Annotated in this window: 18 protein-coding genes and 1 pseudogene; 8 read left to right on the plus strand and 11 right to left on the minus strand. The window is 75.1% G+C overall.

All coding sequences use genetic code 11. The annotated features are described in order from the left end of the window. Positions 1-174: 174 nt before the first annotated feature. Positions 175-1,320 (plus strand): DMT family transporter, encoded by a 1,146-nt coding sequence (locus ACFF45_RS18895; RefSeq protein WP_381347448.1) that lies wholly within the window; start codon positions 175-177, stop codon positions 1,318-1,320. Here ACFF45_RS18895 and ACFF45_RS18900 read toward each other — a convergent pair. Next, a complete protein-coding gene (locus tag ACFF45_RS18900) occupies positions 1,310-2,488 on the minus strand; it encodes a transglycosylase family protein (RefSeq protein WP_381347452.1) in 1,179 nt (392 codons plus the stop codon). The genes ACFF45_RS18895 and ACFF45_RS18900 overlap by 11 nt on opposite strands. 334 nt (positions 2,489-2,822) lie before the next feature. Between ACFF45_RS18900 and gnd the strand changes: the two genes are divergently transcribed. Beyond that, a complete protein-coding gene (gene gnd, locus ACFF45_RS18905; RefSeq protein ID WP_381347454.1) occupies positions 2,823-4,262 on the plus strand; it encodes an NADP-dependent phosphogluconate dehydrogenase in 1,440 nt (479 codons plus the stop codon). A 466-nt stretch (positions 4,263-4,728) separates the two neighbouring features. On the opposite strand, the gene ACFF45_RS18910 is transcribed toward gnd, so the two are convergent. The 4 genes from ACFF45_RS18910 to ACFF45_RS18925 all read right to left on the minus strand — a co-directional run bounded on the left by ACFF45_RS18910 (position 4,729) and on the right by ACFF45_RS18925 (position 8,466). Then, positions 4,729-5,391, minus strand: a complete 663-nt coding sequence (locus ACFF45_RS18910) for an aspartate/glutamate racemase family protein (protein WP_381347456.1) — start codon at positions 5,389-5,391, stop codon at positions 4,729-4,731. A gap of 2 nt (positions 5,392-5,393) precedes the next feature. After that, entirely contained in the window at positions 5,394-5,738 is a 345-nt protein-coding gene (locus tag ACFF45_RS18915; protein WP_381347457.1) for a GNAT family N-acetyltransferase, read from the minus strand. 214 nt (positions 5,739-5,952) lie between these two features. Next, entirely contained in the window at positions 5,953-6,492 is a 540-nt protein-coding gene (locus ACFF45_RS18920) for a hypothetical protein (RefSeq protein WP_381347459.1), read from the minus strand. An 87-nt stretch (positions 6,493-6,579) separates the two neighbouring features. Then, positions 6,580-8,466, minus strand: a complete 1,887-nt coding sequence (locus ACFF45_RS18925; RefSeq protein WP_381347552.1) for an ABC transporter ATP-binding protein — start codon at positions 8,464-8,466, stop codon at positions 6,580-6,582. A 203-nt stretch (positions 8,467-8,669) separates the two neighbouring features. Between ACFF45_RS18925 and ACFF45_RS18930 the strand changes: the two genes are divergently transcribed. Continuing rightward, positions 8,670-9,587, plus strand: coding sequence for a lysylphosphatidylglycerol synthase transmembrane domain-containing protein (locus tag ACFF45_RS18930; protein ID WP_381347461.1), 918 nt, complete (start codon positions 8,670-8,672; stop codon positions 9,585-9,587). Between the two features lie 82 nt (positions 9,588-9,669). Here ACFF45_RS18930 and ACFF45_RS18935 read toward each other — a convergent pair. The 3 genes and pseudogenes from ACFF45_RS18935 to ACFF45_RS18945 all read right to left on the minus strand — a co-directional run. Next, positions 9,670-10,614, minus strand: a pseudogene (locus tag ACFF45_RS18935) (FAD-dependent oxidoreductase); the annotation flags it as partial. Continuing rightward, positions 10,611-11,987, minus strand: a complete 1,377-nt coding sequence (locus ACFF45_RS18940) for an FAD-dependent oxidoreductase (protein WP_381347463.1) — start codon at positions 11,985-11,987, stop codon at positions 10,611-10,613. The gene ACFF45_RS18940 and the pseudogene ACFF45_RS18935, both read right to left, overlap by 4 nt. Next, positions 11,984-13,423, minus strand: coding sequence for an FGGY family carbohydrate kinase (locus tag ACFF45_RS18945; protein WP_381347465.1), 1,440 nt, complete (start codon positions 13,421-13,423; stop codon positions 11,984-11,986). Before ACFF45_RS18945 ends, ACFF45_RS18940 begins: the two co-directional genes overlap by 4 nt. Before the next feature lie 284 nt (positions 13,424-13,707). Between ACFF45_RS18945 and ACFF45_RS18950 the strand changes: the two genes are divergently transcribed. From ACFF45_RS18950 to ACFF45_RS18970, 5 genes are all read left to right on the plus strand, one after another. Next, entirely contained in the window at positions 13,708-14,691 is a 984-nt protein-coding gene (locus ACFF45_RS18950; RefSeq protein ID WP_381347554.1) for a hypothetical protein, read from the plus strand. A 69-nt stretch (positions 14,692-14,760) separates the two neighbouring features. Beyond that, complete coding sequence (locus ACFF45_RS18955; RefSeq protein ID WP_381347466.1) at positions 14,761-16,272, plus strand: amino acid permease; 1,512 nt, start codon at positions 14,761-14,763, stop codon at positions 16,270-16,272. 177 nt (positions 16,273-16,449) lie between these two features. Beyond that, complete coding sequence (locus ACFF45_RS18960) at positions 16,450-17,544, plus strand: mechanosensitive ion channel family protein (RefSeq protein WP_381347468.1); 1,095 nt, start codon at positions 16,450-16,452, stop codon at positions 17,542-17,544. A gap of 223 nt (positions 17,545-17,767) precedes the next feature. Beyond that, the gene (locus tag ACFF45_RS18965; protein WP_381347470.1) at positions 17,768-19,987 is read left to right on the plus strand and encodes an NADP-dependent isocitrate dehydrogenase; all 2,220 of its coding nucleotides are present in this window, start codon (positions 17,768-17,770) and stop codon (positions 19,985-19,987) included. Between the two features lie 288 nt (positions 19,988-20,275). Further along, complete coding sequence (locus ACFF45_RS18970) at positions 20,276-21,076, plus strand: N-formylglutamate amidohydrolase (RefSeq protein ID WP_381347472.1); 801 nt, start codon at positions 20,276-20,278, stop codon at positions 21,074-21,076. A gap of 82 nt (positions 21,077-21,158) precedes the next feature. Here the strand turns inward: ACFF45_RS18970 and ACFF45_RS18975 are convergent, their stop codons facing one another. From ACFF45_RS18975 to ACFF45_RS18985, 3 genes are read right to left on the minus strand one after another with little or no spacing between them, the layout of a single operon-like run. Then, positions 21,159-21,656, minus strand: a complete 498-nt coding sequence (locus tag ACFF45_RS18975) for a hypothetical protein (RefSeq protein WP_381347474.1) — start codon at positions 21,654-21,656, stop codon at positions 21,159-21,161. Then, complete coding sequence (locus tag ACFF45_RS18980; protein ID WP_381347476.1) at positions 21,653-22,228, minus strand: RNA polymerase sigma factor; 576 nt, start codon at positions 22,226-22,228, stop codon at positions 21,653-21,655. Before ACFF45_RS18980 ends, ACFF45_RS18975 begins: the two co-directional genes overlap by 4 nt. Positions 22,229-22,287: 59 nt before the next feature. After that, a complete protein-coding gene (locus ACFF45_RS18985) occupies positions 22,288-23,721 on the minus strand; it encodes a S8/S53 family peptidase (RefSeq protein ID WP_381347478.1) in 1,434 nt (477 codons plus the stop codon). Positions 23,722-23,787 lie beyond the last annotated feature (66 nt).

The raw sequence follows: 23,787 nt of genomic DNA on the forward strand, positions 1-23,787 counted from the left end.
CGGTAGCCCACCCTGGGGATGACGGGGGGCCGGTCGTACTCCAACGGCAGTAGGTCTCATTGCGTGCTCAGGTACGACGACGGGAACAGCGCGACAGGGCATCGTGGTGTCCATGGAAGCCGACCGTTCGCCGCACCGGGCCCCGTGCCCCCGCCGCCCGCAGAGGAGCAGGCCATGAGCGCCCTCGCGCTGTCCGTGCTGCTGTCGCTCGTCTCCGCCGTGGCCTACGCGGGCGGGGCGATCGTGCAGGAGCGCGTCGCGGCCGCGGACGGGCAGTTCGCACCGCTGCGCCGGCCGGGCTGGTGGACCGCGGTGGCGCTGAGCGGCCTCGGCGGGCTGCTGCACGTGGCGGCCCTGGCCTACGGCCCGCTGAGCGTGGTGCAGCCGCTGGGCGCGCTGACGATCGTGTTCGCGCTGCCCATGGCGGCGCTGTGCGTGGGCCGCAGGGCCGGTTCGGCGGCCTGGCGGGGCGCGGTGATGGCGACCGTCGGTCTCGCCGGTCTGCTGTCGCTCGTCGGCACCTCCGGCTCGCGGTCGCTGGACGGGGCCCAGCAGACGGGCGTGTTCCTGGTGACGGCCGCCGCGGTGGCCGCGCTGGTGCTCGTGGGCCGTGCGGCCCGCCGCCGTCCGGCGGTGCGCGCGATGCTGCTCGCCACGGCGTCCGGCACGGCGTTCGGCATGTCCTCGGTGTTCACGAAGACCGTCGCGGTCGACTGGAGCGGCGGGGTGACCTCGGCGGTGCTGCCGTCCCTGGCCGCGATCGGCGTGTTCGCCCTGGCCGGCCTGCTGCTGTCGCAGGCCGCCTACCGGGGCGCCGGACTCGCCGCCCCGCTGGCCACGCTGACGGTCGTGAACCCCGTCGTGGCCGCCGTGGTGGGCATCACGATGTTCGGCGAGGGCTTCCGCTACGGCACCGCGGGCACCGTGCTCGCCCTGGGCTGCGGTGTGGTGACGGCGGGCGGGCTGATCCTGCTGACGGCGGAGCGCGGGGAGCGCGCCGGGGACGGGGCTGCGCTGCCCGAGCCCGGCGTCGTCGCCGGGAGGCCGACGGCCCTGTCCGAGCCCGGCGTCGTCGCCGGGAGGCCGACGGCCCTGTCCCTGCCGGACGGCGTCGTGCTGCCGGGCCCGCGCGCGGGGGGCGGGTTCGGCCGCCCCGCGCACGACGAGGGCGCACTCCACGACGACACGCTGGACGACGACACGTCGCACGACGACACGAGGTACGACGACGTGCTCGCGCAGCCCGCGGCAGCGCCGTACTACGCGCTGTACATCTCCTTCCCGGTCCCGGAGCGCGGGAGCGTGCGGGTCAGATCCTGACCCCGCCGGCCCGGAGGTACGCGAGCGGGTCGACGTCCGAGCCGAAACCGGGCCCGGTCCGCACCTCGAAGTGCAGGTGCGGACCGCTGCTGTTGCCGGTGGAGCCGACCCGTCCGATGCGCTGGCCGCCGCCCACCGACTGCCCGGCCCTCACCGAGATCGCCGACAGGTGCGCGTACTGCGTGTAGCGGCCGTCGGCGTGCCGGATGACGACCTGGTAGCCGAAGGAGCCGCCCCACCCGGCGTCGACGACCCGGCCCGCCCCGACCGCCTTCACCGAGGCGCCGGTGGGCGCGGGGAAGTCGACCCCGGTGTGGTAGCCCTTGGACCAGCTGGAACCCGTCGCGCGGTAGGCGGTGCCCAACGGGCCGCTGACCGGGGCGACGAGGGAGGCTTCGCGCCGGTCGTCGCGGTCGGCCCGCTCGGGGGCGGCCTTCTTCGGCGGGGACTTGGGGGCCGGCGGGGACTTGGGGGCCGGCCGGGCCTTGGCCGACGGGCTCGGGGCGGCCGGAGCGGCGGTGCCCTTGGCGCGCAGGCTCAGCCGCTGGCCCGGCATGATCAGGTCGGGGTCGGCGCCGATGGCGGCGCGGTTGGCGGCGTACAGCCGCTGCCAGCCGCCCCGCACGTCACGCTCGTCGGCGATGGTGGAGAGCGTGTCACCGCGGACGACCGTGTACATCTCGGCGGTGCCGGCCCGCGACTGGGGCGTGGTCTGCGGCTTGACGTCCGCCACACTGGACCTGGCGCCCCGGTCCGGGGTGCGGGCGGGTCTGATGTCGGGGCTCTCGCCGCCCCGGGTCAGACCGGCGCGCTGCGAGCACACCGGCCAGGCGCCGGGGCCCTGCCCGTCGAGCACCTTCTCCGCGACGGCGATCTGCTGGTCCTTGGTGGCCAGGTCGGCGCGGGCCGCGTAGGCCGTGCCGCCGTAGGCCTCCCAGGTGGACTGGCTGAACTGCAGTCCGCCGTAGTACCCGTTGCCGGTGTTGATGTTCCAGTCGTTGGTCGACTCGCACGCGGCGACCTTGTCCCAGGTACCCACGTCGGCGGCGTGCGCGGCGCCGGCGCCGACGAACGGGAGGGCCATGCCGGCGCCGCCCGCCGTGACGGTGAGCGACGCGCGGTTGATCCTGTTCGGCTGATACCGGCGGTGCCGGCCGCGTACGGCCATGGGGTGCCCCCTCGACAAGCGTCAGGAGGGCCAAAAGTATGCGCCGCGAACGAGCCAGGACAAGACGGCAATCGGCCGCCTGGAGGGGCCGATTGGCCGGTATGGAACGCCTGTTGCGCGACCCGTGCGGCGGACGCGCACCGCGCGCGGCCGCGCGTGCGGCGCCCTCGGGGGCGCCTCCGCCGAGTCCGCCGGGCCCCGCGTGCGTACGTACCCGCGCGGTGTCGCCCGCGACCCGCCCGTGCGGGCGCCGGACCGGCACGTCAGGATGGTGGTGGCCATACTGGCGCGCACGAGCGGCAGCGCCCGACAACCAGCTCACTAGGAGTCACCGATGAGCAGTTCAGCCCAGATCGGCGTCACGGGTCTCGCGGTCATGGGCCGCAACCTCGCCCGCAACTTCGCGCGCAACGGTTACACGGTCGCGGTGCACAACCGCACGGCCTCCCGGACCCGGGCGCTGGTGGAAAAGTTCGGGGACGAGGGCGAGTTCGTGGCGGCCGAGACCGCCAAGGACTTCGTGGCGGCCCTGGAACGGCCGCGCCGCCTGGTGATCATGGTCAAGGCCGGTGAGCCGACCGACGCGGTGATCCAGGAGTTCGCGCCGCTGCTGGAGCCCGGCGACATGATCATCGACGGTGGGAACGCGCACTTCGCGGACACCCGGCGCCGCGAGCGCGAGCTGCGTGAGCAGGGCATCCATTTCGTCGGCACCGGCATCTCCGGCGGCGAGGAGGGCGCGCTGCACGGACCGAGCGTCATGCCGGGCGGCTCCGGGGAGTCGTACGCGTCGCTGGGCCCGATGCTGGAGAAGATCTCGGCGAAGGCGGCGGACGGGGCGCCCTGTGTGACGCACGTGGGTCCGGACGGCGCCGGGCACTTCGTGAAGATGGTGCACAACGGCATCGAGTACGCCGACATGCAGCTGATCGGCGAGGCGTACCAGTTGCTGCGCGACGTCGCCGGGTACTCCCCCGCCGAGATCGCGGAGATCTTCCGCACCTGGAACACGGGACGGCTGGACTCGTACCTGATCGAGATCACGGCCGAGGTGCTGTCCCATGTGGACGCGGCGACCGGCGAGCCGTTCGTGGACGTGGTGGTGGACCAGGCGGAACAGAAGGGCACCGGCCGCTGGACGGTGCAGATCGCGCTGGACCTGGGCGTGCCGGTGTCCGGGATCGCGGAGGCGGTCTTCGCGCGCTCGCTGTCCGGGCACGCGGCGCTGCGGGAGGCCTCGCGTGGGCTCGCGGGCCCGAAGGCGGCACCGCTGGACAAGGCGGAGGCCGGGGCGTTCGCGGACCGGGTGGAGCAGGCGCTGTACGCCTCGAAGATCGTGTCGTACACGCAGGGCTTCCACGAGATCGCCGCGGGCAGCGAGGAGTACGGCTGGGACGTCGACCTCGGGCGGGTCGCCTCGATCTGGCGGGGCGGCTGCATCATCCGCGCGGCCTTCCTGGACCGGATCCGGGCGGCGTACGACGCCCGGCCCGGTCTGCCGAGCCTGCTGTCCGACGAGACGTTCGCGCGGGAGATCGCCGAGGCACAGGACGACTGGCGTGAGGTGCTGGTCGCCGCGACCCGGCAGGGGGTGCCGACACCGGGGTTCGCGGCGGCGCTGGCGTACTACGACGCGCTGCGCGCCGAGCGGTTGCCCGCGGCGCTGACGCAGGGGCAGCGCGACTTCTTCGGGGCGCACACGTATCGGCGGACCGATCAGGAGGGGGCGTTCCACACGCTGTGGGGCGGGGATCGGTCGGAGGTCTCCGCCTGAGGTCCGGGGGTTCCCTGGTGGCGCGGGTGCGGGTGTGCGGGGGCGGGTCGCGCAGTTCCCCACGCCCCCCAGGGGGTTGCGGTGGGCCCGGTCGCCGGTGGTCCGCCGTCCGCGTCCGGGCCCCCGGGGGGCGTTGCCGTCGGCCCCCGGATCGCTGGTGGTCCGCCGCCTGTGTCCGGGGTCAGGTCAGGGGTGGGCCGGGCTCCGGGTCCGGGACCGGTTCCGGGCCCGGGGGGATCGGGGACGGGGCGGGGCCGGGCACCGGGTGGGGGGACGGCGGTTCCGGGGCCGGGGGCGGCGGAGGGACCGGGGCCGGGGGCGGCTCGGGGGGCGGCACCGGGTGCGGCTGCGGGCCTGGGGGCGGTGGAACCGGTTCGGGCTGCGGATGCGTCATGGTGTCCTCCGGCCAGTCGGTGAGCGTCGGCGCTGGACTACTCCCCGCGTACCCGGCACCTCGCGCGGTCAGTCACCCGCCGGAGTCGCACCGTGGCCGCGCGGGCTCCGGCCGCGGCGGCCCCGGCGCCGCCGCCAGCCCCGCCCGGGTGCCGGCCCGCACCGGCACCGCGGTCGAGACCAGCCGCTGCGCGGGGGTCATCGAGACCTGGGCGAGGACGATCGCGTCGGCGCCGGTGACCGCGTCGGCCGCGGCCGCGACCCGGCGGGCGTACTCCCCGGTGTCACCCGCCGCGAAGTGCGGCCAGGCGTCCTCGACGAGCAGGGTGCGCACCGAGACGGGGCGGCCCGCCCGCCGGGCCTCCTCCTCGATCAGGGACACCGTGGGGCCGAGGGTGCTCGCCACCGTGGCGAGGACGGCGACCCGCGGTCCGGCGGCCACCGCGGCGGCCGCCGTCGGACGGTCCACGCGCAGCACCGGCACCCCGGCACCGGCCGCCTCCGCGACACCGCCGATGGTCGAACAGGTGCACAGCACGGCCCGGGCCCCGTCGGCGACGGCACCCGCCAGGACGGCCCGGACGTCGTCCGCGACCGCCTCCGGCCCGTCGTGCCCGGCCCGGGTCAGCAGCTCCTCGTGGACGAGGTGCCGCAGCGCCAGACCGGGGTGGTGCTCGTCGCGCAGGGCGTCGAAGACCGGGACGTGCAGGGGTGAGGTGTGCAGCAGGGCGAGCACGCTCAGAACCGTCCGGGGTGCGCCGCCAGCCACTGCTTCGCCGCGCGCAGCAACTCGGGGTCGGCGGCGGGGGCCTCGTCCGGGTGGCGCTCGGCCCACGTGACGACGTACGGGCAGAGCGGGGCGACGGGGACGCCCTCGCGGGCGGCGACGGCGTACAGCTCGCGCGCCAGGGAGCCCGCGATGCCCTCTCCCTCGTGGGCGGACTCGACGACGGTGTGCACGGGCACCAGCGCGGGCCGGGGGTCGTCGAGCACGAAGTACTCGATCCGGCCGACGACTTCCCCGCCGGCGACGGCCTCCAGCCGGCCGGCCGCCCGGTCGTCGCGGATCTCGGTTGCGCTCATGAGCTCTCTCCTCCATGCGGCCGTGCGGTCGTACGGTTCCGTGCGGCGCCCGTCCCGGCCTCGGCGCCGACGGCCCGAGCGTAACCGATGGTGATCACGGTGTTCCGGGGCCGCGGGCCCGGTGCCGGAGCGCGGCGCCGAGGCGGCGGCGGGGCCCCCCGTGCGGGCACCGCGGCATGCCGCCGCGCGCCCACCCGCCACCGGACCCGCCTCGTCACCCGCCGGACGACCTGATCCCGGCCCGCGGGCGGCCCGCACACTCGGTGCCGGGGCGCCCGGACCGGGCCCCCGCGAGCAGCGGGAGCAAGGAGGTCGGGGTGCGTCCAGTCGCGAGTACGGCGTCGGTGCCCGACGCGAGCCGGGTGACCGCGTGGCAGAGCGCGGCGGTCCTCGCCTCCCCGCACCGCAGGATCACCGGACTGCCGTTGGCGATCGCGAGCGCCGGCCGGACGGACGGCGCCGTACCGGACGGACGGCCCACCCGGCACGTGACCCTGCCGGGCTGGACTCCGCCGGACGGCTGGCCGTCCGGCACCCGCTGGTGGCCAGTGCCGTCGTCTCCCGCGCCGCGGGCGCCGAGAGGCGTGCCGCCCACCGCGAACTCGCCGAGGCCCTGCCCGTGGACGACCCCGGCCGGCTGGTGCCCGAGGCCGCCGCCGCGCTCTTCCCCGACGAGGACCTCGCCGCGCGGCTCGACGCGGCCGGCCGCCGCCTCGCCCGGCGCGGCGGCGACCCGGAGGCGGCCCTGCTGCACGACCGCGCAGCCGCCCTCGGCACCGGCCCCGGCTCCCGCGCCCGGCGGCTGACCCCGCGCACAGCCTGTTGCCCGCCCGCGCCCGCCTCAGACCGCCGCCACCCGCGCCGTCTCCTGCGCCTGCCGGTCGAACTGCGTGCGGTACAGCTCCGCGTACCGTCCCCCCGCCGCCAGCAGCGCCTCGTGCGTGCCCCGTTCGACGACGCGGCCCTCTTCGAGGACGAGGATCAGGTCGGCGGTCCGCACGGTGGAGAGCCGGTGGGCGATGACCAGGGCGGTGCGGCCCTGGAGCGCCTCGGTGAGCGCCTCCTGCACGGCCGCCTCCGAGGTGTTGTCGAGGTGCGCCGTGGCCTCGTCGAGGATCACCACCCGCTGGCGGGCGAGGAGGAGGCGGGCGATGGTCATGCGCTGGCGTTCGCCGCCGGAGAGGCGGTAGCCGCGTTCGCCGACCACGGTGTCGAGGCCGTCCGGCAGCGAGTGCACGAGGGCGTCCAGACGGGCCCGGCGCAGGGCGTCCCAGAGCTCCTCGTCGCTGGCGGCGGGCCGGGCGAGCAGCAGGTTGGCGCGGACGGTGTCGTGGAAGAGGTGGCCGTCCTGGGTGACCATGCCGACGGTGGCCCGCAGCGAGGCGGCGGTCAGGTCGCGGACGTCGACGCCGCCGACCCGGACGGCGCCCGCGTCCACGTCGTACAGGCGCGGCAGCAGCTGCGCGATCGTGGACTTGCCGGCGCCGGAGGAGCCGACGAGGGCGACGGTCTGCCCGGGCTCGGCGCGGAAGGAGACGCCGTGCAGCACCTCGGCGCCGCCGCGGCCGTCGAGGGCGGCGACCTCCTCCAGGGAGGCCAGGGAGACCTTGTCTGCGGCGGGGTAGCCGAAGCGGACGCCGTCGAACTCGACCGCCACCGGCCCCTCGGGCACCGCGACGGCGTCCGGCTTCTCCGCGATCAGCGGCCTGAGGTCGAGCACCTCGAAGACCCGCTCGAAGCTGACCAGGGCGCTCATCACCTCCACGCGCGCCCCGGCGAGCGCCGTGAGCGGCGCGTACAGGCGGGTCAGCAGCAGGGCCAGGGCCACCACGGCGCCGGGCTCCAGGGTGCCGCGCAGGGCGAACCAGCCGCCGAGGCCGTAGACCAGGGCCAGGGCCAGGGCGGACACCAGGGTCAGCGCGGTGATGAACGCCGACTGCGCGGTCGCGGTGCGGATGCCGATGTCCGCGACCCGGCGGGCCCGGACGGCGAACTGGGCCGACTCCTCCTCCGGGCGGCCGAAGAGCTTGACCAGGGTGGCGCCGGGGGCCGAGAAGCGCTCGGTCATCCGGGTGCCCATCGCCGCGTTCAGCGTCGCGGCCTCCCGCTGCATCCGGGCCATCCGGCTGCCCATCCGCCGGGCCGGGACCACGAACACCGGCAGCAGCACCAGCGCGAGCAGGGTGACCTGCCAGGACAGGGTGAGCATGACGGCGAGGGTGAGCACCAGCGTGACGAGGTTGCTGACCACGCCGGAGAGGGTGTTGCTGAACGCCCGCTGGGCGCCGATCACGTCGTTGTTGAGCCGGCTGACGAGCGCCCCGGTGCGGGTGCGGGTGAAGAACGCGACCGGCATGCGCTGCACGTGGTCGAACACGGCGGTGCGCAGATCGAGGATGAGCCCCTCGCCCAGCGCCGCCGAGAGCCGGCGGCCGAGGATGCCGAGCGCCGCCTCCACCAGCGCGATGAGCGCGATCAGCAGCGCGAGCCGTACGACGGTCCGCTCGTCGCCGTCGGTCACGATCGCGTCGACGACGCGCCCGGCGAGCACCGGGGTCGCGACGGCGAGCAGCGCGGTCGCGACCCCGAGCAGCACGAACAGCGCGATCCGGCGGCGGTGCGGGCGGGCGAACGCGGCGATCCGGCGCAGTGTGGCGCGGGCGAGGGGGCGGCGTTCCTGCGTGGCGTTCATGACGCTGTGCAGCTGCGTCCACGCCGTGGTCTCCATGCTCATACGAAGAACCTAGAACCTTGAGCAAACTTGAGGTCAAGTGCCGGTGCGGTCCCCGGAAGATCGTTGTCGGCTCGCTCCCCGTACGTCATCCCTCGTCCCCGCTTCCGCAACCCGCAGTTGAGGCGGTACGGAAAAGCTCTCGAAGTGTGACAGCGGTAGAACGACGACCCGCGGGACGGCGCCCCGGACGCCTCCCCTTGCGGCTGCTCCTGGGCCTGGTCCCGCTCGCCTTCGTGGCGTTCCTCGCGGTCCGGCACCGCGCCGTGCTCGCCGAGGGCTTCCACCACCTGGCGACCGCCGAGTGGCCGTGGCTGCTGGCCGCGTGCGGCGCCACCTGCCTGACCTGGGTCGCCATGGCGGTGACCCGGCAGGGCGCGGTCGTCGAACGGCTGCCGGGCCTGCGGCTGCTCGCCACCCAGGTCGCGGCGACGGCCGCCAACCACATGCTGCCGACCGGGCTGGGCTCCAGCGCGGTCAACCTGCGGTTCATGACGGTGTGCGGGCTGCCGCTGGCCCGCTCCTCGGCGGCGCTGGCGCTCTACCTGCTCGCCGAGAGCATCGCCCGGGTCGGCCTGCTGGCCGTGCTGCTGATCGCCTTCCCCGGCGCGCTGCGGCTGGGCACCCTGCTGCCGGACGACGCGGCCGGGCCGCTGCTGCTGGCGCTGGGCGCGGTCGCGGTCGTGGCGGCGGCCGTGCTGGTCCTCGTCGGACGGCTGCGCCGGGCCGCGGTGTCCTTCCTGCGCACGGCGCTGGACGAGGCGCGGTCGGTGCACACCCGCCCGGCGCGGGCGCTGGCCCTGTGGGGCGGCTCGCTGGCGTTCCCAGCCCTCCAGGCGGCCGGGCTGGTCGCGGTGGGGCTTGCCCTGGGGCTGGAGATACCGCTGTGGCACACGGTGGTGGCCTATCTGGCCGCGACCGTCGCGGTGGCCGTGATCCCCACGCCGGGCGGGCTCGGCTCGGTGGAGGCGGCGCTGATCGTGGCGCTGGTCGCGGCGGGCAGCCCGGCCGCCGTGGCCACCGCGGTGGTCCTGGCGTACCGCGTCATCACCGTCTGGCTGCCCCTGCTGCCGGGGGCGCTGACGCTGGGCGCACTGGTCCGGCTGAAGGTCATCTGACCCGCGCACCCGCGTTCCCCCGGGCCCCGGCCGGCGAGCACGGCGGGTACCGGGTGGCGCGGATCGGTCATGGCCGGGCGCGGGCCAGGTCGGCCAGGACGGTGGTGGCCGCGCGGAGGCCCTCGCGGGCCACGGCCGGCGCGCGGTGCGCCGCGTGCACGGCGCCGCCGGCGGCGAACACGCCGGGGCGCGTGGTGCGCAGGGCCCCGTCGACGGCGGGGCCGCGGGTGGCCGGGTCGAGGGCGAGGCCGCCGCGCCGGGCCAGTTCGTGGTCGGGGACGAAGTCGCCGGTGAACACCACGGTGTCGCAGCGCAGGACCGTCGTACGGCCGTCGCGGTGGCGCACCCGGACGCCGGACAGCCGGCCGTGGCCGAGGAGTTCGGTGACGGCGGTCGCGGTGAGGAGCGGGACGCCCCGGCGCAGGCGGGCGTCCAGGGCCCGCGCGGGCCCGGTCCGGTGGCCGGGCAGGTCGGTGACCATGGCGACGACCCGGGCGCCGGCCGCCCGGACCGTGCCGGCCGCCGCGTAGGAGACGTCCTCGGCGCCGACCACCACGGCCCGGCTGCCGATCGGCTGCCCGTACAGGTGCACCGCCTGCTGGAGTTCGCCCGTGGTGTAGACGCCGGCCGGGCGGGTGCCCGGCACCAGCCGGGCGGCGCGGGGGCGTTCGCGGGCGCCGGTGGCCAGCACGACCGCCCTCGCCGTGATCGCCTCGTGGCCGTGCGGGCCGACCGTGGTCAGGGTCAGCGGGCCCGCCCAGTCCAGCGCGGTGACGCCGGTGCGCACGACCGCGCCGGCGCGTACGGCCGCGGCGGTGAGCAGGCGGGCGTACCGCGGGCCGGTCAGCGGCCGCAGCCAGGTGCCGAAGCCGCCGTGCGCGCAGTGCCGCGGCACGCCGCCCGCCCGCTGTTCCCGCTCCAGCACCTCCACCCGCCCCGCCCCGGCGGCGGCCAGGTGGGCGGCGGCGGCGAGTCCGGCCGGACCCGCGCCGACGACCAGCACGTCGACCTGCCGCCGGCCCGTCACGCCCGCCCCTCCTCGAAGAGCTGCCGTACCGCGGCCCCGCAGTGGAAGCCCTGGCAGCGGCCCGCCCGGGCCCGGGTGCGGCGGCGCAGTCCGTCCAGGGTGCGCGGCGGGATCGTACTGGCGAGCGCGTCGCGGATCTCGCCACGGGAGACGCGCTCGCAGTGGCAGACGAGGCTGCCGTACTGCGGGTCGGCCGCGACGAGGTCGGGGCGCTGGCAGGGACGCGGGAAGGCCTCACCGAGGTTGGGCATCCGCACGGGCTCCAGCTCCCGCACCGGACCGGGGTCGAGCCCGGCTCCGGTCAGCAGGCCCAGGACGTGGGCCGCGAGGGCGAGGGACGCCGTCAGGCCGGTGGAGCGGATGCCGCCGACGGTGACGTACGCCTGGGCGGGGTGGGCGCGGACGCGGTAGTCGGCGTGCTCGGTCGCGGCGCGCAGGCCGGCGTAGACGGCGGTGACCTCCTCGTCCAGCAGGGCGGGGAGGATGCGGCGGCCCTCGGCGCGCAGGGCGGCGAGGCCGTCGGCGGTGGAACCGGTGGCCCGCCTGTCGCGCAGGTCCTCGGCGGTGGGGCCGAGCAGGACGTTGCCGTGCACGGTGGGGGTGACCAGGACGCCCTTGCCGCGTGCGGTGGGGACGGGCAGCAGGATGTGACGGACCAGCGGGCGGGCGAACTTGTCGAAGACGATGAGCTGCCCCCGGCGCGGGGTGACGGTGAAGTCGCGGTGCCCGAGGCGGGCGTCGAGCGTGTCGGCGTGCAGTCCGGCCGCGTTGACCAGCCAGCGGGCCCGCAGGGTGCCCGCGCCGGTGGTCAGCACGTGGACGCCGTCGTGCCGGCGCACGTCCTCCACGGGCGCGTCGAGGTGCAGGTCGACGCCGTGCCGGACGGCCTGGGTGGCGTACGCCAGGGTCGTCGTCCAGGGGCAGACGACCGACTCGCCGGGCACGAGCAGGGCGCCGAGCGCGCCGGGGCCGAGCCGGGGTTCGCGCTCGTACAGTTCGGCGGGCCCGAGCAGCCGGGTGGTGCGGTGGTCGTTGGCCGCGGCCTTCGCGGCGAGGCCGGGCAGGGCGGCGAGCTGGTCCGCGTCCCACGCGACGAGCAGGGCGCCGACGGGTTCGACGGGGATGCCGGACTCGGCGGCGTACCCGGCGAGCAGGCGCGCCCCCTCGCGCACCAGCCGGGCCTCCAGCGAGCCGGGGACCGCGTCGAACCCGGTGTGCAGGATCGCGGTGTTGGCCTTGGAGCTGCCCTGGCCCACGTCGTCCTGGGCCTCGACGAGGGCGACGCGCAGCCGCGGGTGCCGGGCCAGTTCCCGGGCGATCGCGCTGCCGACGACCCCGGCGCCGACGACCGCCACGTCGTGGACGCCGGTCACGCGGGCGTCCGGTCGAGCAGGGCGGCGACCTCGCGGCGGAACGCGGCGCGGCGCTCGGCGGCCTCGTCGGCGCCGATCCGGGGTTCGTGGACGGCGGCGGGCTGCCAGTCGGGCAGCGCGTCGGCCACCGTCAGCCCCGGCTCCGCGCCCAGCCGGGCCAGCGCTCCGGCGCCGAGGGCGGTCGCGTCGGGCAGCGCGGACACCTCGACGGGGCGTTGCAGCAGGTCGGCCTGGGTCTGCATGAGCAGCGCGGAGCGGGTCAGGCCGCCGTCGACGCGCAGCGCGTCCAGCGGCGTGCCGAGGTCGCGCGCCGCCGCGTCGGCGAGTTCGGCGACCTGGGCGGCGATGCCCTCGCACAGGGCGCGGACCAGGTGGCCGGCGGTGGTGTCCAGGCCGAGTCCGGTGAGTGAGCCGCGCAGGTCGCCGCGCCACCAGGGGGCGGCGAGCCCGGCGAGGGCCGGGACGAAGGCGACCCCGCCGCTGTCGGGGACCGTGGCGCCCACCGGGTCGAGGTCGGCGGCGCCCCCGAGCACGCCGAGGCCGGTGAGCCAGCTCACCGCGGAGGCGGCCGTGTAGACCTGTCCGTCGAGGCAGTACGCGGTGTCCTCGGCGAGCCGCCAGGCGACGCAGCTGACCAGCCCGGAGTCGCCGCGCCGGGGTGTGGCACCGGTGTGCGCGAGGAGGAACGCGCCGGTGCCGTAGGTGCACTTGACGCCGCCCGGCCCGGTGATGTGCTGGGCGAGCAGCGCGGCCTGCTGGTCGACGGCCAGGCCGGTGACCGGGAGCTCGGGGCCGAAGGCGGTGGTGGTGCCGACGGGGCCGGCGTTGTCGACGACCTCGGGAAGCCGTTCGCCGGACAGGCCGTGCAGGTCGAGGGCGCGCGGCGACCACGCGGCGCGGTCGAGGTCGAGCAGCTGGGTGCGGCCGGCGGTGGCGGCGTCGGTGACGTAGGCGCCGGTGAGCCGGTGGACGAGCCAGGCGTCGCTGGTGGTGACGACTCCCTCGCGGGTGAGGTTGCGGCGGATCCAGGCCATCTTGGGCGCGGCGAAGTACGGGTCCACGGGCAGGCCCGTCAGCTCCCTCAGCTCCGCGTCGTGGGGCGCGAGTTCCGCGCACAGCTCCGCGGCGCGGCGGTCGTGCCAGACCAGCGCCTCGGTCAGCGGGCGGCCGGTCGCCGGGTCCCAGGCGAGCACGGTCTCGCCCTGGTTGGCCAGGCCGAGCGCGGCCACGGGTTCGCGGGCCTCGGCGAGCGCGCGGCGGCCCGCCTCGACGACCGAGTCGTACAGCTCGGCGGGGTCGGCCTCGGCCAGGCCGCCGGGCAGGGCGCGGGGGCGCACGGCGGCGAACCCGGAGCCGAGGACGCCGCGTTCGGGGCAGACCACCAGGGCCTTGGTGCCGGACGTGCCCTGGTCGACGGCGAGCACCGGCCCGGTCATCGGGCCCCCTGGGGCTGCTGGGCGATCACGGCTCGACAGCCTGCCGCCGGCCGCCACACCGCGTCAAGACCCGCTGACGCTCCGTCAGTTCACATGCTGAACAAGCAAACCGCTGGTGACACGAGGAAACGTCGACGGATCGCCACAGTGCGGGGAGAAGGCGGAAGCTGCGCCTCTATAGTGACCGCCGACCGCACCTGACCTTGTCGACCGCCGCTCGGGGGAGCCCTCTTGTTACTCCAGCCTGCCGTTCACGCCCCGTCGTCACAGGGGGCGGGCGGATGATGGCCAGAGACGGAGCACGACCCGCCTACGATCCCGCGGGGCCGGACGCCGGGCTGCGCACGGCCCTCCAGGAACTGCGCGCCGGACGCTGGATGTCGATGCGCACGCTGCTCGCGGAGACCACCTCCTGGTCGCTGTGGACCGGGCGCACCCAGGTCCTGGCGGCCGCGGCCGCCGGCACCGACGTGGTGCGGACCTGGCTCGCCGAGGAACCGCACAGCGTCCCGGCCGTGGTGATGCACGCCCGGGTGGCCGTGGAGCGCGCCCTGCGCGCCGCCCGCGGGGACCACCGCCGTACCCAGGAGCTGTGGCACGAGGCCTGGCGGGCCGCCGACACGGCGGCCCGGGCCTCCCCCCACGACCCGGTGCCGTGGGTGTGCCTGCTGGCGCTGGCCCGGCTGGACCCCGAGCAGCGCTGGGCGGAGCACCGGGTCCCGGCGCCGGAGCCGATGCTGCCGCCCGGCCCGTGGGGGCTGCTCGCGGAGGCCGGCAAGCGCGATCCGCACAACCGCGAGGCCCACCACCGCATGCTGCAGTTCCTGTTCGGGCGGGCCGCCTCGGGCCGGCTCGCGGAGGCGGTCGGCTTCGCGCAGTGGGCGGCCGACGGGGCGCCACCGGGCTCCGCGCTGCACGTCCTGCCGCTGTACGTACGGGTCGAGCGCTACCGGCGGGCGGGCGGCAGCGACGCCGCCCTCGATCTGCACTGGGTCGCCGAGGACGCGACCCGGGAGGCGCGCCGGGCGTTCCACTTCTGGTTCGAGCTCACCACCGCCGCCGAACGCTCGCCGCTCGACCTCAACCACCTCGCCCACGCGCTGTGGGGCGCCCTGCAGTTCCCGGAGGCGGCCCGCGTGTTCGACGCCATCGGCCCGTACTACGCGCCCCTGCCCTGGGCCCACCGCGCCTCCGACCCGTCCGGCCACACCGCCGCCGTGGACGTCTTCCTCCAGGCCCGCGGCCGCTCCACGGCCCACCGTCCCTGACCCCTTGCCCCCGTTCGTCGACGGTCCCCCGTTCGCCTGTCCCCCCGTTCCCCTATCCGAAGGATGCGCATGTCCGGCAACACCCTCCCGCCGCATGACGAGGAACAGCGCCTGCGCGAACTCGGCTACAAGCCGGTGCTGGCCCGCCGTATGGGCGGCTTCGGCAACTTCGCGATCAGCTTCTCGGTGATCTCGATCCTGTCCGGCTGCATGACCCTGTACGGCTTCGGCATGGGCGCGGGCGGTCCCGCGGTGATGCTGTGGGGCTGGGCCGGGGTCGGTCTGTTCGTGCTGTGCGTGGGGCTCGCGCTGGCGGAGGTGACCAGCGCTTACCCCACCTCCGGCGCGCTGTACTACATGGCCGACCGGCTCGGCGGCCGCCGCTGGGGCTGGTACACGGGCTGGCTGAACCTGCTCGGCCTGCTCGGCGCGATCGCCGGCATCGACTACGGGGCCGCGCTGTTCACGGGCGCGTTCCTCAACCTCCAGTGGGGCTTCGCGCCCACCCCGGAGAAGACGTTCCTGATCTTCCTGGTGATCCTGCTGCTGCACGCCACGCTGAACCTGTTCGGCGTGCGCCTGGTCAGCGTGCTCAACTCGATCAGCGTCTGGTGGCACCTCGCCGGGGTCGCGCTGATCGTCGGCGCCCTGGCGATCGTGCCCGACCACCACCAGTCGCCGTCCTTCGTCTTCACCGAGTTCGTCAACGACACCGGCTGGGAGAACCCGCTCTACGTCGCCGCGATCGGCCTGCTGCTCGCGCAGTACACCTTCTCCGGCTACGACGCCTCCGCCCACCTCTCGGAGGAGACCGCCAACGCCTCGGTGACGGCCGCGCGCGGCATCGTACGGGCCATCTGGGTGTCGTGGGTCGCCGGTTTCGTGCTGCTGGCCGGCCTGACCTTCGCCATCCAGGACTACGCCGCCACCCGGGCCAGCGCGACCGGGGTGCCGCCCGCGCAGATCCTGCTCGACGGCCTCGGCACGGACGGCGCGAGCGCGCTGCTGCTGGTGGTGATCGTCGCCCAGCTGTTCTGCGGCAACGCCGAGGTCGCCGCGGCCAGCCGGATGGTGTTCGCGTTCAGCCGGGACCGGGCCCTGCCGGGCTCGGAGCTGTGGCGCAAGGTCAGCGGGCGCACCCAGACCCCGGTGGCCGCCGTCTGGCTGTCGGTGGGCGTCGCCGGCGTGCTCGCGCTGCCCTCCCTGTACTCGGCCACGGCGTACGGGGCGGTGACCGCCATCAACGTCATCGGGATCACGCCCGCCTACGTCATCCCCGTGTTCCTGCGGCTGCGCGCGGGCGACCGGTTCCGGCCGGGGCCGTGGCACCTGGGGCGTTGGAGCCGACCGGTCGGCTGGATCGCGGTCGGGTGGGTGGCGTGCGTGACCGTCCTGTTCTGCCTGCCGCAGTCCTCGCCGGTGACGGTCGACACGATGAACTACGCGTCCGTCGCCCTGGTCGTCGTACTCGTCCTCGCCACCGCGTGGTGGTACGTCGCCCGCCGTTCGTACGGAACCCCCACCACGGCCGCCTACGGATCGGACCGCGAACAGGCGGAGATGGCCGAGGGAATCGTCTGAGCTGCACGATCCCGCCACCGGGCCGACTACGAACCGGTGTGCCGGATACGGCAGGATGAGCGGTCGTGCCGCCCGTCACGGCGGCCGGCGCGACCGCACACCCCGTCTTCGAGCAGGTGACAACGTGACGAGTTCTCACATCCGGTACGCCGCACAGGGTCTGCCCGGAGGTGACCGATGACCCGCACGCTGACCCTGGACGACCTCATGCTCGCCGGGATCGCCCTGGTGGCGGGCCTGCTGGCGGCGTTCCTGCTGCGGATGCTGCTGCGCTGGCTGGGCAAGCACGCCCTGCGCACCCGCTGGAGCGGCGACGACGTCATCGTGGACGCCCTGCGGACCGTGGTGCCGTGGGGCGCGGTCGTGGGCGGCGCGGCGGCCGCGGCGGCGGTGCTCCCGCTGACCCGGACCGTCCAGCACCACGTCAACCAGTCCCTGACCGTGCTGTTCATCCTCGTCGTCTCGGTGTCCGCGGCCCGGGCGGTCGCCGCGCTGGTGCGCACGGTCGCCCAGTCCCGCTCCGGGGTCGCCGCCTCGGCGTCGATCTTCGTGAACATCACCCGGGTGGTGGTCCTGGCGATCGGCTTCCTGGTGATGCTCCAGACGCTGGGCATCTCCATAGCCCCGCTGCTGACCGCCCTCGGCGTCGGCGGCCTGGCCGTCGCCCTGGCCTTGCAGGACACCCTCGCCAACCTCTTCGCGGGCATCCACATCCTCGCCTCCCGGACCGTCCAGCCCGGCGACTACATCCGGCTGAGCAGCGGCGAGGAGGGCTACGTCACCGACATCAACTGGCGGCAGACCACCATCCGCAACCTCTCCAACAACCTGGTCATCATCCCCAACGGGCAGCTCGCGGGGACCAACATGACCAACTACAACCGGCCCGAGGAGCAGTTGACGATCCTGGTCCAGGCGGGCGTGGCCTACGACAGCGACCTGGAGCACGTCGAGCGGGTGACCATGGAGGTCGTCGCCGAGGTGATGAACGAGATCGACGGTGCCGTCCCGGAGCACGAGCCGGCGGTCCGCTTCCACACCTTCGGCGACTCCCGGATCGGCTTCACGGTCATCCTGGGCGTGGGCGAGTTCAGCGACCAGTACCGGATCAAGCACGAGTTCATCAAGCGGCTGCACCGGCGGTACCGGGACGAGGGCATCCGCGTCCCGGCGCCCACCCGGAGCGTGTCGCTGCAGCAGGGCGCGGTGGTGATCCCGCAGCAGCGCGGCGCCGGGGAGCCGGAGGACGTGGCGTCCGCCCAGCTGGACTGAGCGGCCGGGCCCCGGGCGGCCGGCGTCCGCGGCCCGCCCGGTGACCTGCGCCTTCCGCGCCCGCGGAGCGGGACTGCGGCCGCCGCGCGGGACAGCGGGCGCCCGGCTGGGCGGTGGGCGGGCGACCGGACGCCCCTCCTCCGCGCGGACCCCTGTCGAACAGACCCCCGGCACGAGATATCTTGATGTCGAGCAATGTTGCAGACGTGGAGCGGAGCACCCGGTGACTGACTCGACCATCATCTATACGCACACTGACGAGGCCCCCGCCCTGGCGACCTATTCGTTCCTGCCGGTGGTCCAGGCGTACGCCTCGCAGGCGGGTGTCGCCGTGCAGACGCGGGACATCTCGCTGGCCGGCCGCATCATCGCCGTGTTCCCGGAGTACCTCACCGAGGACCAGCGCATCCCGGACGCCCTGGCCGAGCTGGGCGAGCTGGCCAAGACGCCCGCGGCCAACATCATCAAGCTGCCGAACATCTCGGCGTCCATCCCGCAGCTCAAGGCCGCCGTCGCCGAGCTCCAGGGCCAGGGCTACGCGCTGCCGGACTACCCGGACGACCCCAGGACCGACGAGGAGCGGGAGATCCAGGCCCGCTACGACAAGGTCAAGGGCTCCGCCGTGAACCCGGTCCTGCGCGAGGGCAACTCCGACCGCCGTGCCCCCGCCTCGGTCAAGAACTACGCCAAGAACCACCCGCACCGCATGGGTGCCTGGACGGCCGAGTCCAGGACCAACGTGGCCACCATGGGCGTGGACGACTTCCGCTCCACCGAGAAGTCCGTGGTGATCTCCGAGGCCGGCGCGCTGCGGATCGAGCTCAAGGGCGACGACGGCTCCACCACCGTGCTGCGTGAGTCCGTACCCGTCCAGGCCGGCGAGGTCGTCGACGCCTCCGTGATGCGCGTCGCCGCGCTGCGCGAGTTCCTCGCCGCGCAGGTCGCCCGCGCCAAGCAGGAGGGCGTGCTGTTCTCCGTGCACCTGAAGGCCACGATGATGAAGGTCTCCGACCCGATCATCTTCGGTCACGTGGTGCGCGCCTTCTTCCCGAAGACGTTCGCCCAGTACGGCGACAAGCTCGCCGCGGCCGGCCTGACCCCGAACGACGGTCTCGGCGGCATCTTCAAGGGCCTGGAGTCCCTGCCCGAGGGGGCCGAGATCAAGGCCTCCTTCGACGCCGAGCTCGCCGAGGGCCCGGCCCTGGCGATGGTCGACTCCGACAAGGGCATCACCAACCTGCACGTGCCGTCCGACGTGATCGTCGACGCCTCGATGCCGGCCATGATCCGCACCTCCGGCCACATGTGGGGCCCGGACGGCCAGGAGGCCGACACCATCGCGGTCATCCCGGACTCCTCCTACGCGGGCGTCTACCAGGCCGTGATCGACGACTGCCGCGCCAACGGCGCCTACGACCCGTCGACCATGGGCTCCGTCCCGAACGTCGGCCTCATGGCGCAGAAGGCCGAGGAGTACGGCAGCCACGACAAGACCTTCGAGATCCCGGTCACCGGCACGGTCCGCCTGGTCGACCAGGCGGGGAACGTCGTCATCGAGCAGACCGTGTCCGCCGGTGACATCTTCCGCGCCTGCCAGACCAAGGACGCGCCGATCAAGGACTGGGTGAAGCTGGCCGTCACCCGCGCCCGGGCCACCGGTGACCCGGCGGTGTTCTGGCTGGACGCCACCCGCGCCCACGACGCCAACCTGATCGAGAAGGTCAACGCCTACCTGTCGGAGCACGACACCGAGGGCCTGGACATCCGCGTCCTGTCCCCCGTCGAGGCGGCCAGGCTGTCGGTGGAGCGCATCCGCCGCGGTGAGAACACCATCTCCGTCACCGGAAACGTGCTGCGCGACTACCTCACCGACCTGTTCCCGATCCTGGAGCTGGGCACCAGCGCCAAGATGCTGTCGGTCGTCCCGCTGATGGCGGGCGGCGGCCTGTTCGAGACCGGCGCCGGCGGCTCCGCGCCCAAGCACGTGCAGCAGCTGGTCAAGGAGAACTACCTGCGCTGGGACTCCCTGGGCGAGTTCTTCGCGCTGGTGCCGTCCCTGGAGCAGTACGCGCAGGCCACGGGCAACACCCGCGCCCAGGTGCTGGCCGACACGCTCGACCGGGCCACGGCGACCTTCCTCAACGAGGACAAGTCCCCGACCCGGCGCGTCGGCGGCATCGACAACCGCGGCAGCCACTTCTACCTGTCCCTGTACTGGGCGCAGGAGCTGGCCGGGCAGACCGACGACGCGGAGCTGGCCAAGGCCTTCGCCCCGCTCGCCGAGACGCTCTCCGCCAACGAGCGGAAGATCGTGGACGAGCTGGTCGCCGTGCAGGGCAAGCCGGCCGAGATCGGCGGCTACTACCAGCCCGACCCGGCGAAGGCGGCGGCGGTCATGCGTCCGTCGGCCACCTGGAACGAGGCCCTCGCGTCCCTGAGCTGACGCTCCGGCCCTGCGGGCCGCCCGTCTCCCGCTCCGCCCCGACCGGTGCACCGTCCGGCCGGGGCGGAGCCGCGTACGGCGCCGCACCGGCACCCGGCCGCGCCCCCACCGGCACCGGAATAACGCCCGGCCGTGCCCCGCCCCGCACCGCCCCGCACCGCAACCCGGTCCGCGCACCCCGTGCGCCACGGCGAAACCCGGTCCACGCACGCCGTACCGCCCACCGGCACCCGGTCCGCGCCCGGCCGTGCCCCGTCCCCGCCGCCCCGACGACCCCCGGAGCCGCCGATGACCACCTCCCCGCCGACCTCCTTCGAGCTGCTGCCCGGGGCCGGGGATTCGCCCGTGCTGCTGCACGTGCCGCACGCCGCCCGGCGCATCCCGCCGGACGTGCGGGCCGGCGTCGTCCTGGGCGACGAGGCGCTGGAGACGGAGCTGGACCACATCACCGACGCGCACACCGAACGGATCGCCGCCGGGGCGGCCGAGGCGGCCGGGACCGCGCCCTGGCGGTTCGTCAACCGGCTGTCGCGGCTGGTGGTCGATCCGGAGCGGTTCCCGGACGAGCGCGAGGAGATGCTCGCCGTCGGCATGGGCGCCGTCTACACCAGGACCACGCACGGGGCCCGGCTGCGGGCCCCCGGCTTCGATCCCGGACCGCTCGTCGAGCGGTACTTCCGGCCCTACGCGCGGGCGATGACCGAGGCCGTCGCCGGGCGGCTGGCCGCGGCCGGACGGGCCGTCGTGCTGGACGTGCACTCCTACCCGAGTGTCCGGCTGCCCTACGAGCTGCACGGGAAGGGGCCGCGGCCGGCCGTCTGCCTCGGCACCGACCCTTACCACACCCCGCCCGCGCTGCTCGCCGCGGCGCGGGAGGCGTTCGCGGGGATCGGCGAGGTCGGGCTCGACACCCCGTTCAGCGGGACGTACGTGCCGCTGGAGTACTACCGGGCCGAGCCCCGGGTCGGCGCGCTGATGGTGGAGATCCGCCGGGACACGTACCTGCGCGAACCCGGCGGCCCGCCGGGACCGGGGCTGTCCCGGCTCGCCTCGGCGCTGGCGCGGCTGGTGGACGCCGTCACCCGGTGACCCCGGCCGGGGTGCCCCGCGGCACCCCGGCCGCGAGCCCGGCATGACCGACGAGACACCCCTGGTCTCCTGAGCCAGGGGACTAGGCCCGCAGCCACTCCGTGACGACCACCTCGCCGTCGGTGCGCAGCCGGAGCGCGAAAGGGCCGGCCGGGGCCACGGTGCCCGCGAAGCGGCCCATGGCGTCGGCCGTGAGGGTGTCCGGCGCGGCCGGCTGCGGGCCGCCCAGCACCTCGATCCGGGCCGGCTGCGGCGGCAGCAGCTGCCCCATCAGCCCTTGCGCGGTGACTTCGACGTCGACGGTCAGGTCGCCGCTGCGGAAGGTCAGCATCCGCGGCGCGTCCGTCACCCCCCGCACGGGGAGGGCGTCGACCAGCGAGTCGAAGGTGAGCTCGGCGAGCCGCGCGTCGAGGTCGTGCAGCGCGAAGGCGTCGACGGCGATCCGGCGCAGCTCGGCCGGCACCGGGTCCAGCACGGCGGCGGCGCCCCGCAGCTCCTCCTCCAGCGGCCCGCCGTCGAACTCCGCGTCGGGCAGGGCGTCTTCGGCGCCGTCGAAGGCGTCGTCGTGGTCGGCGTTCACAGTACTCCCCGTGCGTCGAGTCGGGCCCGCAGGCGCCGCAGACAGCGCTGGCGCAGCGGCCCGATGCTGCCGACGGCGATGCCCAGGGCGGCGGACACCTCCTGGTAGCTGGGCGGCGGCGAGGCCATGAGCACCCGCAGCAACTGCCGGCAGCGCTCCCCCAGTTCCTCGAACTCCTGCCACAGCCGCCGGATGCGCTCGCTCTCGGCGGCCGCCTCCTCCCAGTCGATCACCGTCTGCTCGGGCGTGCGGTCCTCGCTGACCCGGTCCAGCAGCTGCGGATCGTCGGTCGGCGTGGTCCGGCGCAGGCTCTTGAGCACCTTCAGGCTCTCGTGCCGCGCGGTGCTCGCCAGCCAGGACCCGGCCTTCTGCGGTTCCCGGATCCGCCCCAGGTGCTGGGCGAAGCGGAACCAGACGGTCTGGTAGACCTCGTGTGCGTCGGCGTCGGAGAGCCGGTGGGCGCGCGCCACCGACCACACCAGCGGGCTCAGCCCTTCCACCAGCGCTTTCCAGGCCGCCGCGTCACCGTCGACGGCGGACTGGACGAGCGCGCCGACATCTGCACGGTCCACGGCCCCACCCCTCGTGTACGGCCAGTCATCGTACGCCGTGGCGGGGACCGTCAGCGCCCTCACGCCGCCGGACCGGCGGTGCCGGCCGGCCCGGGGCGCCAGGTCGGCGGCCGCAGGGCGGGCACGACGGCCCCGCGCACCTCCGCGAAGGCGGTGTTGCCGGCCAGCAGCTGCCGCCGGGCGGCACGCGGGTCGGGCTCCTTGTGGGCGACCATGTGGGAGGCGATCATTCCGGCCACCAGGGGGGTGGCGAAGGAGGTGCCGCTCCAGTTCGCGAGCCCCTCGAACATCACCTGGTCCGGCGTGCCCGGCCCGGCCTCGTCGTCGCTGAGCACCCCGGTGTGCCGGGGGGACTGGCAGGTGCAGGCGTAGCTGAAGCCGTAGCGGCAGGCGTCGTAGGTGGAGTGCTGGTAGACGTACGGGACGGGCCGGGTGAAGCCGGTGAGGGCGCTGGTGAGGCGCTCGCCGGGGGCGTAGACCTTCACCCAGGGGCCGTGGTTGCTGAAGCAGGCGCCGAACTCGCCGTCGCTGCGCAGCGCCCCGACCGACAGGACGGTGCCGGCGTACTCCGGCAGGTCGGCGTAGGCGGCCGGCCAGAACGGGGTGGCGCTGCCGTTGTTGCCGGCGGCGGCGACCAGCAGGGTGCGCCGGGCGCGCAGCTCCTCCATGAAGGCCTGCACGCCGAGCAGGCCGTCGGTGCGGCCGTTGGAGGTGCCGGCGGACAGGCTGATGATGTCGGGCCAGCCGCCGGCGTCGACGGCCTCGAAGAGCTTGTCGCCGAACTCCGACTCCAGCACGGCGCCCGCGTCGTTCAGCGCGTTGCTGACGGTGAGGTCGGTGTTGGGCGCGACGGCGGCGACCAGTCCGCCGATGAACGTGCCGTGCCCGACGTACTGCCGCAGGACGCCGTCGTCGTCGCACTCCTTGATCTGGAGGTCGCCCTTGGCGCGGGCCAGCAGCGGGTAGGAACGGCAGTCGCGCATCAGGCCGGTGTCGATCACCAGCACGCCGACGGCGGTGTCCGGGTCGTGGAGTCCCTCGGCGGGGGCGGGGTTGGGCTGCTCGGTGGGCTGGGCGGGCACGGGCTCGTCGCCGGGGCAGGCGTTGACCGCGATGTGCACCACGTGGTTGCGGCTGACCAGCCGGTGGCCGGCGCGCCCCTCCGCCGCGCGCAGCGCCCGCAGGGCGCTCGCGACGGCCCGGTCGCCGCCGCGGTCTCCCCGGCCGGGGTCGCCGACCCGGATCCGGGTGATGCCGGAGCGGTTGGTCTGCGCGCTCACCCGGCGCACGTCCTCCCCGACCAGCCCGGCGGTCGCGGTGAAGTGGGCGCGCACGGTGTCCTCGACGACCCGGGCCTCCTCGCCGTCGCGGGCGAGCACGACACCCTTCTCGTACAGGAATTCGGCGGAGTCGTCCGGACCCATCGCGAGCGGGACGTCGGGCATCGAGCGCTGGATGTGGTCGAACTGCTCGCGGAAACGCTGTGGTGCCATGGCCGGGTCCTCCCACTGGAGCATTGGTCGCCAACTAGAGCAGCTGGGCCGCTGATTGATACAGAG

Origin of the sequence: Streptomyces cinereospinus (assembly GCF_042430725.1) — a bacterium.
Taxonomy (GTDB): domain Bacteria; phylum Actinomycetota; class Actinomycetes; order Streptomycetales; family Streptomycetaceae; genus Streptomyces; species Streptomyces cinereospinus.